Origin of the sequence: Novosphingobium sp., assembly GCF_040398825.1 — a bacterium.
Classification (GTDB): Bacteria; Pseudomonadota; Alphaproteobacteria; order Sphingomonadales; family Sphingomonadaceae; genus Novosphingobium.
Genome location: NZ_JBBATI010000012.1, coordinates 72,682 through 87,451 on the forward strand (window position 1 = coordinate 72,682; position 14,770 = coordinate 87,451).

Here is a 14,770-nt window from a genome sequence, read left to right on the forward strand (position 1 = left end):
GGTATGAGACTCTGACCAATCCATGGCACACGTGCCAAGGGACTGGACTTTTCGTGGCGTAACGGTTTCACTGCGATTTGGGATGGGATGCGGACCCGAAGGGTTGATTGTTCCTGCAGCCAAGGGATTTGCATCGCGCAATGATTCAGAAATCGGTTCTGTTCGTGTGTCTGGGAAACATCTGCCGCTCTCCGCTGGCAGAGGCTGCGCTGCGGGCAGAGGCCGTGGCGCAGGGCCTGGCGCTGACCATCGCGTCCGCCGGCACCAGCGCGTTGCACGCCGGCGAACCCGCCGATCCGCGTGCGCTGGCAGAGGCGCGCAACCATGGCATCGATCTGTCCTATCACCGCGCGCGCCAGGTGACCGAGGCTGATTTTACGCGGTTCGGCAACATCTTTGCGATGGATCAGCAGAACTTGCGCGATCTGCACGAAATGGCACCGCGCCGCCCGCTGGCGCGGATCAGCCTGCTGCTCGATCATGTACCGGGCCGCCACGGCACCGCGGTGGTCGACCCGTGGTATGGCGATGCCGATGATTTCGCCACGGCCTGGAACGATGTGGCCGAAGCCGCACGGTACATCGTGGCGCAACTGGCGCGCTAATCCGGCACGGTTCGCCGCGTGAATCAGGCCGTGCGCGCGCGCCGCCGCAGCCCGCGCGCGCCGGTTGACAGCCGTTCGCGCAGGAAACGGCTGGCCGCGCTGGCTTCGGCATAGCCCAGGCGGTGGGCCAGGTCGGTCAGGTTGGGTTTGCGCTGGTTGGTGAAATAATCGTCCGCCACGCGCCGCCGCACGGTGGTCAGCACGTCGGAAAAGGTCATGCCGCGTGCCGCCAGCGCGCGTTGCAGCGTGCGGGCGCCCAACCCCAGCGTGGACGCCGCACGATCCAGCGTCAGGCCGCCGCCCGCCAGGTTGGCGGTCACCAGCCGTTCCAGCGGGCGCAACACATCGTCGCGGCGCAGGCTGTGCGCTGTTTCCAGCTGGCGTTCCAGATAGGCGGTCAGGTGCGCGTTGCCGTGCGGGCTGGTGCGCGCCAGATCATCGCGGTGCAGCACCAGCGCACAGCGTTCGGCACCGAACACCAGCGGGCAGCGGAACACGCTGCGGTGAAACCCCAGCTGGTCGGGCGCGGGATGCGCAAATTCCATCCGCAGCGGGTGCCATTGTTGACCCAGGATCAGCCGGATGGTGCGCAATTGCAGCGTGATCGTCGCATCCAGATAGTGGCTGCCACCCAGCAGGGTCGGCACGGTCAGAAACTGCACCACCGCCACTTCATCGCCTTCGGCCAGGGCAGTTGACCCGATCGCCTCGGTTTCCAGATGCAGATAGCGCCCGCTCAGCCGCAACAGCTGATCGACGCTGGTGCAATGGTCCCACAACAGGCTGAGCGGGCCATAGCCATGCAGATTGCACCACATGGCAAAGCCGACGCCCAGATCATCGCGCCGCGCCGCGATCGCCACGATCTGGAAAATGTCGACCAGCGCTTGCGCCGGGACCAATTCGCTGGTGCGCGCAGCATGCAGCACGGCCCGGTGCGCATCGCCCAGAATCGCATCGAGGTCGATCCCGGAACTGTGGGCATAGCGTGCGAACTGTTGCAGCGCGGCGGTATGGGCAAGGGCGGTATTGAGCATCGGCGTTTCGCGTTTGCCCTTAAGCAGAAAGGATTTTTTGAATCAAGCCACTGGGGATGTGTGTGCCAATGGCAACACTTTGGGGCGGGGCGCGATCTGTCATGTTGCTGTCGCGATATGTCAAGTTTTAACGCCGGCGCGGTCGCAAAGGGACGCAACGTCCGGGCCAACATCCCCCCGCGGCCACCCCCATGGCCAGGCCCGGGCTCCACGCGATCACGCGTGCGAAACAACGTGACCATTTGGAAGAGGACTATTTATGCAGGGCATTTGGCGGGCCGGTACGGCCACCGCTCTTTTTGCATGTGTTATCGCCACCCCGGCGTTTGCCGCTGACGCTGCGCCCGGTCAGGCCGCCGCGGCCGCGCCGCAGGGTGGATTGCAGGAAATCGTCGTCACCGCGCAGCGCCGGTCGGAAAAGCTGCAGAACGTGCCGATTTCGATCACCGCCGCCAATGCAGAGGCGCTGGCGCTCGCGCGCGTTGAAAACGTGTCCAACATCGGTGCGATCACCCCCAGCGTGACCTTTCGCGTCACCAACATCGCCTCATCCAGCGCCAACGTGGTGATCCGCGGTCTGGGCACCGCCGGTATCAGTCGCTCGTTCGAAGGTTCGGTCGGCGTGTTCATCGACGGCGTCTATCGCACCCGTGCGGGCGCGGCGTTGCAGGATTTCCTGGATATCGACAATCTGCAGATCCTGCGCGGCGCGCAAGGGACGCTGTTTGGCAAGAACACCACCGCCGGCGCGCTGCTGCTGGCATCGACGAAGCCATCAACCACCGCGATCGGCGGTTCGTTTGACGCGACTTATGGCAATTACAACGCCTATGCGCTGCGCGGGTCGATCAACGTGCCGTTGGCCAGCAACCTGGCGCTGCGGGTATCCGGCCTGACGTCGAGCACCGATGGCTATTTCACCGATGTGAACACCGGCCATTCGGTCAACAGCAACGCCACCAACGCGGTCAAGGCGCAATTGCTGTGGCAGCCGTCATCGGCCGTCACCGTCCGCCTGATCGGCGATTATTCGCGCAGCCACGGCGATTGCTGTTACGCCACTGCGCGCGTGGTGGCCGGGCCGACCGCGCCGCTGATCGACGGGCTGACCCGCGCGCTGGGACTGAAACTGCCATCGACCGATGCATCCAAGTTTCAGGTTTCGCTCAACCGCCTGGGCTATCAGTCGACCAAGGATTACGGCACGACGCTGCTGATCGACGCGGCGGTGGGCGCAGGCACGCTGAAATCGGTAACCGCCTACCGCCATTTCGACGTGGCGCAACTGGGTGAGGATGCGGATTTTTCGGGCGCCGACGTGCTGCCCTATGATGAGGATTTCCACAGCCGGTTCCTGTCGCAGGAACTGACTTACAACACGCGCATCCCGTCGCTGAACGCAGACGTTCTGATTGGCGCGTTTGCGTCAAGTGAACGTCTGACATCGGGTCGCTCGCTGTACAACGGGGTTCAGGCGCAGGCCTATTGGAACGCCGTGCTGGGCTCAAAAGGTCTGCCGCCGGGCACCGCCGATGCCACCCCCGGCCGCATCGAATCCGAAGCGATGCGCGGATCGACCGATTCCTATGCCGCCTTTGCGCATGGCGATTTCAAGGTCACTGATCAGTTCAGCGTGATTGCGGGCCTGCGCTATTCGATCGAACACAAGCGCGGCGCGTTCAACTATACCTACACCAACGGCATTCCCAACGAATGGGCCACGCTGCTTAACCTGGAGCCGGCGCCGGCCTATGACGTCGGCCACACCGACAAGGCGTTTTCGGGCACATTCGGGCTGCAGTACAAACTGTCCCCCGATGCCATGGTCTATGCCACCTACAACCGCGGCTTTAAGGCGGGCGGGGTCAACATGGATGAAAACGGCGCCGGTGGCGTGCTCAACAACGCGGCCTATTTCGCCACGCTGCCGGTACCCTATCAGCACCTGATCGCCGCGATTGCCGGCGCGACCGGCACAGCCGCGCCGCTAGTGCCAACCTACAAGCCGGAAACGATCAACGCGTTCGAACTGGGTGCCAAGGTCCAGTACCTGGGTCATCGCGGGCGGACCAACGTGTCGCTGTTCTACTATGATCTGAAAAACCTGCAGATCGCGCAGTTCGTGGGTCTGCGCTTTACCGTGCTCAACGCGCGATCGGCGGTTGATTATGGTGCGGAGATCGAAAACACGTTCCAGCTGAGCAAGGCGCTGACGCTGAACGCCGATGCCACCTGGCTGCCGCATGCACAGTACGGCGTCGATGCCAATATCGATCCGGTGCTGTCGGGATCGCGGTTCCGGTTTGCCCCGCGCCTTACCGCCAATGCCGGGCTGACGCTGAACACGCCGCTGAACGACAGCGTCGATCTGCTGGGCCGGGTGCAGTACCAGTACGCCAGCAGCCAGCTCGACAATGTCGCCGGGATGAACGTGCAGGGGCCGGTGGGGCTGCTCAACGCCAATCTGGGCGTGAAGTTCGCCCATCGCTTTACGGTCGAAGGCTGGGTGCAGAACCTGACCAACAAGACTTATGCCACGCAGGTGTTTGAAACCCCGCTGCAAACGGGCACGCAGAACGCCTATATGGCGCCACCGCGCACGTTCGGGGTACGTCTGCACGGATCGTTCTGATCCGCTGCCGGGCGGGTCTCAGGACTCGCCCGGCACCCATTTGCGGGTCAGGCGCTTTGGCGCACGACCAACTGGGGCAGGAACTGCACCGATTGGGTCTGCGCGCCGACCATGCGCCGGATCAGCAGGTCCACCAGCATGCGTGCCCCACCTTCGATATCCTGGCGCACGGTGGTCAGCGGCGGGCTGGTCAGCTGGGCCAGCGTAATGTCGTCAAACCCGGCGACTGCGATGTCGTCGGGCACGGACAGGCCAATTTCGCGCGCGGCGGCGATCACGCTGATCGCGCCAATATCACTCGCGGCAAACACGCCATCGGCGCGGTTGCCCGCGGCAAACCACGCGCGCGCTGCGGCCAGGCTACCCTCTGGCGTGATCGGCATCGGCACGATCGCGGTATCGGCGCGGATGTCAGCGGGCAGCGCTGACAGAAAACCGGCCTGACGCGCGGCGAATTCGGGCGCATCGGCATGGCCGAACCACGCCAGCCGCCGGCAGCCGCGCTGCACCAGGTGGCGTGCGACCATCGCGCCCCCGGCATGGTTGTCCGACCCGACCGAGGTATAGGCGTTCTCAGGTGAATAGGCACCCCACACCACCAACGGACGATAGTGTGCAGCGACCCGGTTGATGGCCGCATTCTGGTCCGACTGGCCGATCATGATGATCCCGTCGGTGCGCCCCGAACGCACAAATTCACCCAGCCAGTCATCGCCCTGCGGCACCACGCGCGATAGCAGCAGATCATAACCGTGCCCGGCCAAAGCCTCGGCAATATGGCCGAACAGCGCCGAAAAAAACGGGTCCGACAACGCCTGCTTGCGTTCGTGGCCCAGTGGCAGCAGGATGCCGATCGCGCCGGTCCGGCCCAGCCGAAGGTTTTGCGCCGCGACATTCAGCTGAAATCCGTGCTCGGCGGCGATCACGCGGATGCGGTCGCGGGTAGACTGGTTCAGCGTGCCTTTGCCGGTCAGTGCACGCGACACCGTCGATACCGAAACACCGGCAATCCGCGCCAGATCGGAAATGCTGCGAACCGATGGTATGGCAGAGCCCATGCTGGTCTGTTCCTCTCCCGGGGATGATGGCGAGAACTTGCAACCGCGCCCCGGCGCGTACTAACTATAGTAACAATGAAATCGCCGATGAAAAGCGCAATCGTTCGCCCCCGCAGCATGCCTATTGCGGTGCAACGACGATTTTCATGCGCACCGGCTTGCCATCGATGCCGACATGGACATGACCGTCGCTGACCAGCCGGATTTTCAGATTGCGCGCCTGGTCGGGGGCAATTTGCAGCGTGTAATCGCCTGGGCGGATCTGTTCCATCAGCGTGAAACCGTCATTTTCGCTGCGCGCGTGCGCCATCAGGCGGCCATTGCGATCGACCAGTTGCAGCACCAGCCCGGCCACCCCGCGTTTGTGGCTGCCATCGGCATAGACCGCGGTGGCCTCTATATCGCTCAGCCGTTCGATCGCGAAATCGACCACCGGGATGCGGCCGGGGCGGGCGACGATTTCCACCCCCGGGCGCGCCGGCGCCATCGCGATATCGGGCAGGCTGGCGCTGTCGATGCGCACCGCGGTGCGGTTGCCATCGCCGATCCCGGTCAGCATCGCGGTCCCGTCGCGGCCTGCCGTCACGTGCTGCGATGCGGTGAAAAAAGCCGCGTTGGCAATGGTTTCCTCACCCGGATCAAACACCCCGTTGCCATTGCTGTCGGTAAATGCCCGCACCGCCACCGCGCCGCTGCTCGACAATCCCGGCCGGGCCACGAACATCCGCCCGCTCAATGGATTGCGCCCGAAACTGACCCCCAGCCGCAGCGTAAAGGCAAAGCTTTTGATCGGCATGACATACGTCGAATCAAATGCCAGCGCGACCGGCCCGAACTTGCGCGTGGCCGACAGGCCCAGCGTGGTCTGGTGGTTGTCAAAGGTCCGGTTGATGCCGGCGCGCACCGTGGTGTCGTGGCCGATATCGCGCGCGAGTTCCCCGCCGAGCGAGGTCAGCCCGGGCCTTGGCCCCAGGCTGTACCCGACCTGGCCGCGAAACTGCGTGTGGCTGCCGGCAAAGGTTGCCAGATCGAACGTGCCGGTGGTGGTGTGGGTGGTGGCGGTGCCCGGGCTGGCGGTGTCGGTATAGTTGATGACATTGGTGGCCATCACCCGGCCCACGGTCATCGTCTGGTGAAACGCGGCAATGTTGCTGACCTGGCCATTGGCATAGGCCAGCCGTTGCCAGCTGAACGCCAGCGGAAACGTGCGGTTGCCCACGTGCAGCGTCTTGGCCAGATCGAACTGGCTCATCGATTTCAGCGGCAGATTGCCGGGCGATCGCACCTCGTCGATAAAGCCGTGGCCATATTCGGCGTGGGTGGCGACCACGCTGGCGCCCAGCAGGCGGCCCGCCACGCCCAATTCGACCGCGGTGCCGCCACCGCTGCCGATCGCGGCATCCAGCTTGGCGGCAAATCCGCCCAGCCCGGAACGCAGCCCCGCCGATGCCAGCCATTGCGACCGTCCGCCCCATTGGTACAGCGCGCCGCTGCCCACCACGGTCAGCGCACTGGTCAGGCCATATTGCATCGCCACCCCGCCGCGCCAGGTGCCATAGCCCTGCGATGGCTGAAACCCCGGCGGGCTGACGTTGATCAGCGTCTTGTCGCGTTGCACTGCAAACACGTTGTAGGTGAACGCGCCCTTGGCCAGTCGCCCGTCGCCGACGCTGATCCGCCGCACTTCTTCACGCCGCTGGCCCTGCGGGCCGTAAAACACCAGGCGGAACACATTCAGCCCGAAATCGACCGGCACATGCAGGAATTCGTACTGCCCGGCCACGGCATCACGGGTTGATCCGACCAGCGTGTCGTTGCGATACAGCTCGACTTCGAATCCCGATGGCAGTTCGCCGCGGAAATCCATCTTTTCAAACACCGATGCGCGTTCCAGCGGTTCGTTGGTCAGCGCAAAACCGCGGCCCGCCACCCCGCGCAGACCCAGCGGCAGCGATGCGCTGGCGACATCGCCCAGGGCAAATTCGGTGGCGTGCAACGGCCCCAGCAGCCGCGCGTCGGGATCGCGCCGGCCCAGTTGCAGCCGCGCGGCCACCAGCCCGTCGGCCGATGACAGGCTGGCATAGGCACGCGCGGTCATGAACAGCAGATCGCCCGACGCGCGCAGATCGCTTTCCACATGCGTTCTGATTCCGTCGCTGCCTGCCGCGCGCAGCTCCACCTCGCCAATCGGCGCGTCGAACAGGTGATAGGGCGTCTGCTGGCGCGGATACGTCGGCGGCGGGGCGTGGCCGCCGGCATTGGCCAGCCGTTCGCGCGCGTTTTCACGGTCCAGCCGCTGTTCGAACGGAAACCGTTCCAGCGTCTTGATCACCACCGTCTGTGCGCGCAGATCGGTGAGGACCGCGATCGGCAGAATGTCGGCCAGCCGGTCTGCGCGGATCCACATTTCACCGTCGTGCGCGGCAAAATCGCGTTTCGGCAGCGGCGCTTCCTTGCCACCCTGGGTGATCGTGCCGGCGCGCAGGTTGATCGATATCGTGCGCGATGGGGACAGGTACCAGCCGCTGGCGTAATTGCCATCATCGCTGATGGTGATCTGCAGATCCAGAAACCGGGCCAGATCGCCCAGCGGCAGATAGACCGCGCCGCGCGTGCCATGCGCGGTGATGGTATCGGTCATTTCGCGATGCTGGGTGCGGATTTCCAGGATCAGTTCGTCGTTTTCGGTCAGCACCGGATAGGCATTGGCCACCGCCTGGCCGGGGCTGGCGGCACGGCCCGCGGTGGCCGCTGGCGGCGGTGCCGCCGATGAAACGGTCTGCGGCAGGCCGGGTGATGGTGCTGGCGCGGGGGATGGCGCAGGGGATGGCGCCGCGACTGCCGCAACCGGCAATGCAAACAGCGCACCCGCCGGCACCATCCCGGCCACCCAGCGTACCGCGCCGGACGGGCGCCCGGGCATGATGCTGATCACGTGTTTGCGCAGGGCAGGGGTCACGCCGGATGTCGCGTCAGGGATCAATGGGGGTGCCCCCATCCGGATCACGGAACGGTGAAGTCCTGCCGCGCGATCGTCTTGCCGGGGGCAAAGTCGTCATCGACATACGCTGCCGTCAGCTTTGCCCCGTGCGCGACAAAGCGCGCATCCAGCGCGGGATCGACCGGCACGGTCACGGTGCGCTGATCGACTTCGGTATAGACGCCGACGCCCTTGACCACCGCCACCGGTTTTGGCGCGCCGGGCGCGGTCACGGTGATATCGCCAAACGCCGATCGCGTCCCGCTGCGGGTGATTGTCAACCGGATCTGCCGTTGCCCGTCGGCGCTGGTCAGCACCGCCAGGTCGGTCAGCCCGGCGGTCAGCGTGGTATCGCCGACGCGGATGATCACCGGGATCGAAATGCCGAACCGCGGCGTGATCTTCACCCCGATGCCGCTGCTGGATGCGCGGCCGTTGGTGGCTTCGTCAATGGTCAGGCCTTCGTCGCCCGGTGGCACCGCGATCGCCGAAAAGTGCGTGCGGTATTCGCCGGCCGGCAGATCGGGCGACACGCGCGCCATGATCCGCACCATCTGCGATTCATTGCCGGGCAGGGTAAAGCGGTGTGGCGACCAGCGCACCATTTCGCCCGCGCCTTTCAGCCGGGCGCGGGTGGCGTCATCCGCCGGGACCGAGGCCGGTTCCACCAGCCGGCCTTCGCGGGTCATCATCATGTCGGCAATTGCGATGTCATAATCGCCGGTGTTGCCGGTCTTGTTGTACACGCCGACGCTGGCGACGCGGTTGCGGTCATCGATGACCACGCGTTTGGGATAGAGATTGATGTCGCCCATCCCGCCGACCGATCCGGTCGGAATGGCTGCGGGGGCGGTACCCTGCGCGGCGTTCGCGCTGCTGGTCGCCGGTGCCGCCTTGGTATTGCCCGGGTCATCAACCGCTGGCACGCTGGAAACCTGGCCCAGCGCGATGGCCGGCGCGCCTGCGCACAGCAACATCCCCCGCCTGATGTGCCGATGCACTGCGCCGGACAGGCAAAACCGGCTGGCCGGTTGCACGATCATCGCTGTTTCACTCCTGTGGACGTGACGCGGGTTAACCCTCTCCGCGAGCGATAAGTAGATTTACGGTATGATCAAGTGGGCAGGTCAGTAATAGGCCACCGTAATCGGAAATGTCCCCGTATAAGTGCCCACTGCCTGACCGGCCGTTGCGGTCAGTGTGCCGCCAATGGAGAACGCGGCGGTGCCGTTGGTGGCGATCTGGCCAATCGCAAAGGTCACGTTGGTGGTGAACTGGCCCAGCGTCATTTTCGCCGCGCCGTTGCTGATCGTCACCTGGCTGACGCCATAGATGGCATAGAGCGCGGATGGTGCGCCGGTCAGTGTAAAGCTGGCCGCGCTGCGTGTCCCGGTTTGAGCGATCGCGCTGGATGTGCCCATGTCACCGGTGCTGGTCAATGTGCCCTGGGGCGACATGGTCAGCGTGCCACCGGTGACGGGCTGGGCAATCTTGCCGAACTGCATCGCGCCCGTCGCCACCAGTTGCATTGGCGCGGTTACCTGCGCGCTGGCGGTTCCGGCAACAGTTTTGGTGTTGCCGGAAGCGGCCATCGCGGCATGCCCGGCCAGCGCGCCGACACAGGCCGCCATGACCGCGATGGTGCGAATGATCTTGTGCATGATCCGGTTCCTTCTTGGATCAGCCAAGCCGCGCGCTGTTTACTGGTAAACTACGGTCGCGTTGTAGGTGCCGGTATAGCTGCCGGCGGTTTCGGTGCCGACCACGGTCAGCGTGCCGCCAACCGAAAAGCTGTAAGTGCCCGACGTCGTGGTCGTGCCGCTGGCCGACGACGGCGCGGTGGTAAAGCTCATCGTTTTCGAACCATTGCTGATGGTCCCGTTGGTGGTGGTGATGCCGAACGCGCGGCTGGTGTCGCCGGTCAGCGAAAACTGGTCAGCCGTGGTGGCCGAACCGGGCACAAAGCCGACATCGCTGGTCACCGAACCGGTGCCGCTGGACGCGACCACCACGGTGCCGCCAGTGCCGGTGGTGAACTTGCCAAAATTGAGCGATGCGCCAGCGGTGTGCGTCAGCACGATCGGCGCGACGATAGTGGCCGACGCGGTACCAGCTGCGGTCGACGTGTTGCCGGTGGCGGCATGCGCAGCCGAAACGGTGCCAAGCATGGCGATCGTTGCTGCAACCCCAAAAATGCGCGTGTTCATGATCATCGAAAGGCCCCGTCCATGTTGCGATGGCGCCAGGCGCCATATCGCTGTTTCCCGTGCAGTCATGCGGGGCTGGTCGGTATCATCGACGATGATCGCTGCCCGCCCGCTGCCTGCAAAACGGGAAGTAAGCGAATATGGTTAACAACCGGTTAGGCACGTTTGCTTAAGTAAAAATACGTGAAAAACGCAATCAGGGCCGATGCAGGGGGTGTGATCCCCCGCATCGGCCCTGTGCCGTTTTTCCAGTGTTCCAGGCGCGATTGCGCCGCTTGGGTCAGTTGTAGGTGACCGTCGCGTTATACGTGCCGGTGTAGTTGCCCGGGGTTTCGGTGCCGACCGCGGTCAGCGTGCCGCCGACGGTAAATGCCGCCGTGCCGGTTGCGCTGGTCGTGAGCGTGGCGGCCGACGGGGTGGTCGTAAATGCCATGGTGCGCGCACCATTGCTGATCGTGCTGTTGGTGGTGGTGATTGAAAAGCTGCGGGAATTGTCACCGGCCACCGTAAACCGGTCAGCGGTCACCACCGTGCCACCGGGCACAAAGTTGACGCTGCCCGTGGTCGATCCGGCGCTGGCGGCGGTAACCACCACGGTGCCGCCGGTGCTGACCGTGAATTTGCCAAAGCTGAGCGCGGCGCCCGTGACGTGGGTCAGCACGATCGGTGCGACAACCGCGGCCGTAACCGTGCCAGCAGCGGTCGACGTGTTGCCCGATGCGGCAAACGCGTTGCCGGCCGGAATGGCCCCAAGCGCCAGGCCGATCGCGACGGCGGAAAGAATGCGATGTTTCATAAATAAGACCTCATCCTGGCGCACCGGGCCGGGGAAGGCAGGCAAACGGGATGTTTCCCCCCATTTGCCTGCATGCCCTGGTCGGTCTGGCCACGGTGATCCACAGCAGGATCACCCGGGTTGTGCGCGATCGATCAGTTGTAGGTGACCGTGGCGTTGTAGGTGCCGGTATAGGCGCCCGCTGCTTCGGTGCCGATCACTGTCAGCGTGCCGCCGACCGAGAAACCGGCAGTGCCGGTCGCGCTGGTCGTGCCTGCTGCGGCCGAAGGCACAGTGCTGAACGCGATCGTGGTGGCGCCGTTGGCAACCGTGCCGCCGGTGGTGCTGATCGAAAAGCTGCGCGATTTGTCGCCCAGAACGGTGAACTGGTCAGCGGCTTCGGACGTGCCGGGCACAAAGCTGACATCGCCGCCGGTCACGCCGGCGCCGGATGCGTCAACCGAAACCGAACCACCGGTGCCGGTGGTGAAGCTGCCGAAATTCAGCGTTGCGCCAGAAACGTGGGTCAGCACGATCGGCGTGATCACGTTGGCGGCTGCGGCGCCCGCGGCGGTCGAGGTGTTGCCAGTGGCGGCATAGGCCGGAGCGGTCACGGTCAGCGCGACGAGCGCCGAAAACAGAATCTTCTTCATAAGCCAAATCCCCAGATCGAAGGTGCGGACAGTCCCGTCTGCCCGGCACGGATGTTCCCCAATGATCACCGGATGGTCGGCCGCGGTCTGCGCCACTCACCCTGCGATTAGGTGGTAATACGTGTTCGACTTGAAAGATTGCTTAGGTAGTATACTTACCGCGCTGTAGATTTTATTTAAGAAATTCCAAAAAATTGATAACCAAGCATAAAAATCGGTAAATTTACGCCGATTTATTGGTTAATATCAAAAAAACTTAATGCAACTTAACGTTAATCCTTAACTATCCATAGTTGTGCGCGCTGCTGCATCGACGCGGTTTGGTCTTGAATCCGGCCGATAAATCCGGGTGTGCACCACGGCCAATGGGTAAACCCGCGCGGGCGATCGGCTGTGCCGATATGCATGGGCGCTGTTTCCATGCCGCAATGGCTGGCGCGCCACGGCGGTGCGCGCGACCACCGGTCAGCCAACAGGAGGGATGACTGCACGCCAGTACAGCGCGGGATCAGATGTAGCTGACGACCACGACAAAGCTGGCGCGGTACCGCGCGGCGGGCAGATCGGCGGGCAGGGTGATCGTGCCGCCGACGTCGAAATGGTCGGTGCCGGTCTGGTCCAGCCGGGGGCCCGTGCCGCCGCTGACAAAGCGCATGGTCAGCGTCCCCACGTTCAGCGCCGGCGCGCCGCCGGCGGCATGGGCAGTGATGGTGGCGGGCAATTGCACGCTGTAATTGCGCAGCGGTTCGCCGCTGACGGCAAACCCTGCGGCATGGGGCAATGCGCAATCCGCTCCGGCACATACCGCGCCGGCATTGCCACCGAATGTGGCGCCGGCGACCCCGGGACTGACCGTGACCGTGCCACCAGCGCCGGGGGCATGGGTGATCGTGCCGAAATCCATGTCGGTCAGCGCGATCACCCCCAGCGGCCGGATCACTGTCGCGCTGGCCACCCCGTTCGCGCCCGATTGCGTGCCGGATGCCAGGGCCGGGGCCGCCCCTGCGGTGGCGAGCCACAGCGCAGTAGCGATCAATGTCGCAATCCGGTGCCACTGCACGCGCGGTATCATCCGAACACCCGTCATCCGAAAACCGTGGTGACCGTGGTCAGCAGCAGCAATGGAAAACTCAGCGTCGCGCCACCGCTGGCACGGGTGACATTCAGCGTGCCGCCAACATGAAATGTGACCGAACAGGTCGCCGCGACGCAATTGGGCAAGGTATAGACCGCGGTGGCGCCGGGTTGGAGTGTCGCTGCGCCGGGCAGATCGGTGGTAAAGTTGGTCAGGCTGCCCTGGACCCCGGACGCACTGACATTGGGCGCCGCGGGCAGGCTGAACTGAAAGATCAGCTGATAGGTGCTGCGATCATTGCTGGCGCGGGCATAGGTCATCGTGAACTGCGCCGGGCCGCTGCTGCGGTCGCCCAGTGGAAACACGCTGTTGTTGCTGGTTGAACCATCGGCGCCGACGGTGCGTGAACCACTGCCGACCGTCACCATTGTCCCAAATCGCAACGGCTGATCGGCGGTGGCGGTAAATGTTGCGGCGGTTGCGGCGTGCGCAGGATTGGCGGAGCCTGCGATGGCCATCGCAGCGCCCATGATGGCCAGCCACTGCCGCCGGCCGGGATCGGCAAAATCATGAAATCGCGCGGAATAAACGCGCTGATCGCCACCGGCCCTGAACCGGTCTCCAATCCCAGTGGTGGCGTGATCAGCGGGTTTCACCAAGGCGTTTTACACCCCGCGTTGCCCGCTGTGCAAGCGATCAACCGCCAGGCCTGTGTAGGAATGTGGGACAGGCGCGCCGGGGGAAAGCAAATTTGTCTAGCATGGAACTAGAGATTGTGCGTTTCGCCATTGCACAGACTTTGGTTTCGCCGGTATAGGTGGTTTCCGATGGTGATGATCGGTGTTGCTGGGGTGCTTTTCGATCCGATTCCATCGGATCGCGCGCTCCGGGATTATTGGTTTGTCGCATTTTCCAAATCGGCAGGTGATGTCACCTGCCTTGAAAATGCTCTAGGTCCGGGATCCGTAATGCTGGCGCACTTCGATGTTCTTCACGCCATTGCGGGGCTCCTGGTCGGGTTTCTGGTCGGATTGACCGGGGTCGGCGGCGGTTCGCTGATGACCCCGCTGCTGGTGCTGATGTTCGGCGTCAGCCCCGCCACCGCGGTGGGCACCGATCTGCTGTTTGCCTCCACCACCAAAATTGCCGGATCGCTGGTCCACGGCTGGCGCGCCACAATCGACTGGGTGATCGTGCGCCGGCTGGCCAGCGGCAGCGTTCCGGCAGCGGTGGTCACCTTGATGATCATATCGGGCATCGGCCATCCGCCGCGTGCCGCCAACCATACGATGCTGGTGGTGCTGGGTGTGATGCTGATCATTACCGCACTTACCACGCTGTTTCAGGAACAGCTGGCTCAACTGGCCAAACGGTACCACCCCGCCAAAGCCACCCCGTCGCGGTGGCCGACGATCGTGCTGGGCGCATGCCTGGGCGCGGCGGTCACGCTGACGTCGGTGGGCGCGGGCGCGATGGGGGTGACCGCGCTGCTGATGCTGTACCCGGCCTTGCGGGTGTCGCGGATTGTCGGCAGCGACATTGCCCATGCCGTGCCGCTGACCATGGTGGCCGGGTTCGGGCACTGGTTCATCGGTGATGTCAACGGGCTGCTGCTGGTCAATCTGCTGGTTGGTTCGATCCCCGGGGTCGTCGCCGGCAGCCTGCTGTCCAGCCGGTCGCCCGACCGGGTGCTGCGCCCGGTGCTGGCGATGGTGCTGCTGTTTTCGGGTTATAAACTGCTGGCGTGA

Annotated in this window: 13 protein-coding genes; 3 read left to right on the forward strand and 10 right to left on the reverse strand. The window is 64.3% G+C overall.

What is annotated here, in order from left to right; translation table 11 throughout:
• The first annotated feature begins 140 nt into the window (after window positions 1–140).
• Complete coding sequence (locus ABWP89_RS08315; RefSeq protein WP_353228553.1) at window positions 141–605, forward strand: low molecular weight protein-tyrosine-phosphatase; 465 nt, start codon at window positions 141–143, stop codon at window positions 603–605.
• A 23-nt stretch (window positions 606–628) separates the two neighbouring features.
• Here ABWP89_RS08315 and ABWP89_RS08320 read toward each other — a convergent pair whose 3' ends face one another.
• Complete coding sequence (locus ABWP89_RS08320; RefSeq protein WP_353228555.1) at window positions 629–1,642, reverse strand: AraC family transcriptional regulator ligand-binding domain-containing protein; 1,014 nt, start codon at window positions 1,640–1,642, stop codon at window positions 629–631.
• A 259-nt stretch (window positions 1,643–1,901) separates the two neighbouring features.
• Here ABWP89_RS08320 and ABWP89_RS08325 point away from each other — a divergent pair, with 259 nt between their 5' ends.
• Window positions 1,902–4,274: a TonB-dependent receptor gene (locus tag ABWP89_RS08325; RefSeq protein ID WP_353228557.1), complete on the forward strand. Its 2,373-nt coding sequence runs from the start codon at window positions 1,902–1,904 to the stop codon at window positions 4,272–4,274.
• A 47-nt stretch (window positions 4,275–4,321) separates the two neighbouring features.
• Here the strand turns inward: ABWP89_RS08325 and ABWP89_RS08330 are convergent, their stop codons facing one another.
• The 9 genes from ABWP89_RS08330 to ABWP89_RS08370 form a co-directional block, all read right to left on the reverse strand.
• Complete coding sequence (locus ABWP89_RS08330; RefSeq protein WP_353228559.1) at window positions 4,322–5,332, reverse strand: LacI family DNA-binding transcriptional regulator; 1,011 nt, start codon at window positions 5,330–5,332, stop codon at window positions 4,322–4,324.
• 121 nt (window positions 5,333–5,453) lie between these two features.
• Complete coding sequence (locus ABWP89_RS08335) at window positions 5,454–8,291, reverse strand: hypothetical protein (RefSeq protein ID WP_353228561.1); 2,838 nt, start codon at window positions 8,289–8,291, stop codon at window positions 5,454–5,456.
• A gap of 44 nt (window positions 8,292–8,335) precedes the next feature.
• Window positions 8,336–9,355, reverse strand: coding sequence for a fimbrial biogenesis chaperone (locus tag ABWP89_RS08340; RefSeq protein WP_353228562.1), 1,020 nt, complete (start codon window positions 9,353–9,355; stop codon window positions 8,336–8,338).
• 84 nt (window positions 9,356–9,439) lie between these two features.
• A complete protein-coding gene (locus ABWP89_RS08345; protein ID WP_353228564.1) occupies window positions 9,440–9,973 on the reverse strand; it encodes a DUF4402 domain-containing protein in 534 nt (177 codons plus the stop codon).
• Between the two features lie 39 nt (window positions 9,974–10,012).
• Entirely contained in the window at window positions 10,013–10,525 is a 513-nt protein-coding gene (locus ABWP89_RS08350) for a DUF4402 domain-containing protein (RefSeq protein ID WP_353228566.1), read from the reverse strand.
• Between the two features lie 274 nt (window positions 10,526–10,799).
• The gene (locus ABWP89_RS08355; protein ID WP_353228567.1) at window positions 10,800–11,315 is read right to left on the reverse strand and encodes a DUF4402 domain-containing protein; all 516 of its coding nucleotides are present in this window, start codon (window positions 11,313–11,315) and stop codon (window positions 10,800–10,802) included.
• 134 nt (window positions 11,316–11,449) lie between these two features.
• Window positions 11,450–11,947, reverse strand: a complete 498-nt coding sequence (locus tag ABWP89_RS08360) for a DUF4402 domain-containing protein (protein WP_353228568.1) — start codon at window positions 11,945–11,947, stop codon at window positions 11,450–11,452.
• A gap of 508 nt (window positions 11,948–12,455) precedes the next feature.
• Window positions 12,456–13,019 (reverse strand): DUF4402 domain-containing protein, encoded by a 564-nt coding sequence (locus ABWP89_RS08365; protein WP_353228569.1) that lies wholly within the window; start codon window positions 13,017–13,019, stop codon window positions 12,456–12,458.
• Window positions 13,020–13,030: 11 nt separating this feature from the next.
• The gene (locus ABWP89_RS08370; protein ID WP_353228570.1) at window positions 13,031–13,540 is read right to left on the reverse strand and encodes a DUF4402 domain-containing protein; all 510 of its coding nucleotides are present in this window, start codon (window positions 13,538–13,540) and stop codon (window positions 13,031–13,033) included.
• 450 nt (window positions 13,541–13,990) lie between these two features.
• Between ABWP89_RS08370 and ABWP89_RS08375 the strand changes: the two genes are divergently transcribed.
• A complete protein-coding gene (locus ABWP89_RS08375; protein WP_353228571.1) occupies window positions 13,991–14,770 on the forward strand; it encodes a sulfite exporter TauE/SafE family protein in 780 nt (259 codons plus the stop codon).

Bases quoted from the DNA above. Each gene is read 5' to 3' on its own strand.
- ABWP89_RS08355 (WP_353228567.1), bottom strand. From the start codon at position 11,315: ATGAAACATCGCATTCTTTCCGCCGTCGCGATCGGCCTGGCGCTTGGG.
- ABWP89_RS08330 (WP_353228559.1), bottom strand. From the start codon at position 5,332: ATGGGCTCTGCCATACCATCGGTTCGCAGCATTTCCGATCTGGCGCGG.
- ABWP89_RS08345 (WP_353228564.1), bottom strand. From the start codon at position 9,973: ATGCACAAGATCATTCGCACCATCGCGGTCATGGCGGCCTGTGTCGGC.
- ABWP89_RS08320 (WP_353228555.1), bottom strand. From the start codon at position 1,642: ATGCTCAATACCGCCCTTGCCCATACCGCCGCGCTGCAACAGTTCGCA.
- ABWP89_RS08365 (WP_353228569.1), bottom strand. From the start codon at position 13,019: ATGATACCGCGCGTGCAGTGGCACCGGATTGCGACATTGATCGCTACT.
- ABWP89_RS08370 (WP_353228570.1), bottom strand. From the start codon at position 13,540: ATGGCCATCGCAGGCTCCGCCAATCCTGCGCACGCCGCAACCGCCGCA.
- ABWP89_RS08350 (WP_353228566.1), bottom strand. From the start codon at position 10,525: ATGATCATGAACACGCGCATTTTTGGGGTTGCAGCAACGATCGCCATG.
- ABWP89_RS08360 (WP_353228568.1), bottom strand. From the start codon at position 11,947: ATGAAGAAGATTCTGTTTTCGGCGCTCGTCGCGCTGACCGTGACCGCT.
- ABWP89_RS08325 (WP_353228557.1), top strand. From the start codon at position 1,902: ATGCAGGGCATTTGGCGGGCCGGTACGGCCACCGCTCTTTTTGCATGT.
- ABWP89_RS08375 (WP_353228571.1), top strand. From the start codon at position 13,991: ATGCTGGCGCACTTCGATGTTCTTCACGCCATTGCGGGGCTCCTGGTC.
- ABWP89_RS08340 (WP_353228562.1), bottom strand. From the start codon at position 9,355: ATGATCGTGCAACCGGCCAGCCGGTTTTGCCTGTCCGGCGCAGTGCAT.
- ABWP89_RS08315 (WP_353228553.1), top strand. From the start codon at position 141: ATGATTCAGAAATCGGTTCTGTTCGTGTGTCTGGGAAACATCTGCCGC.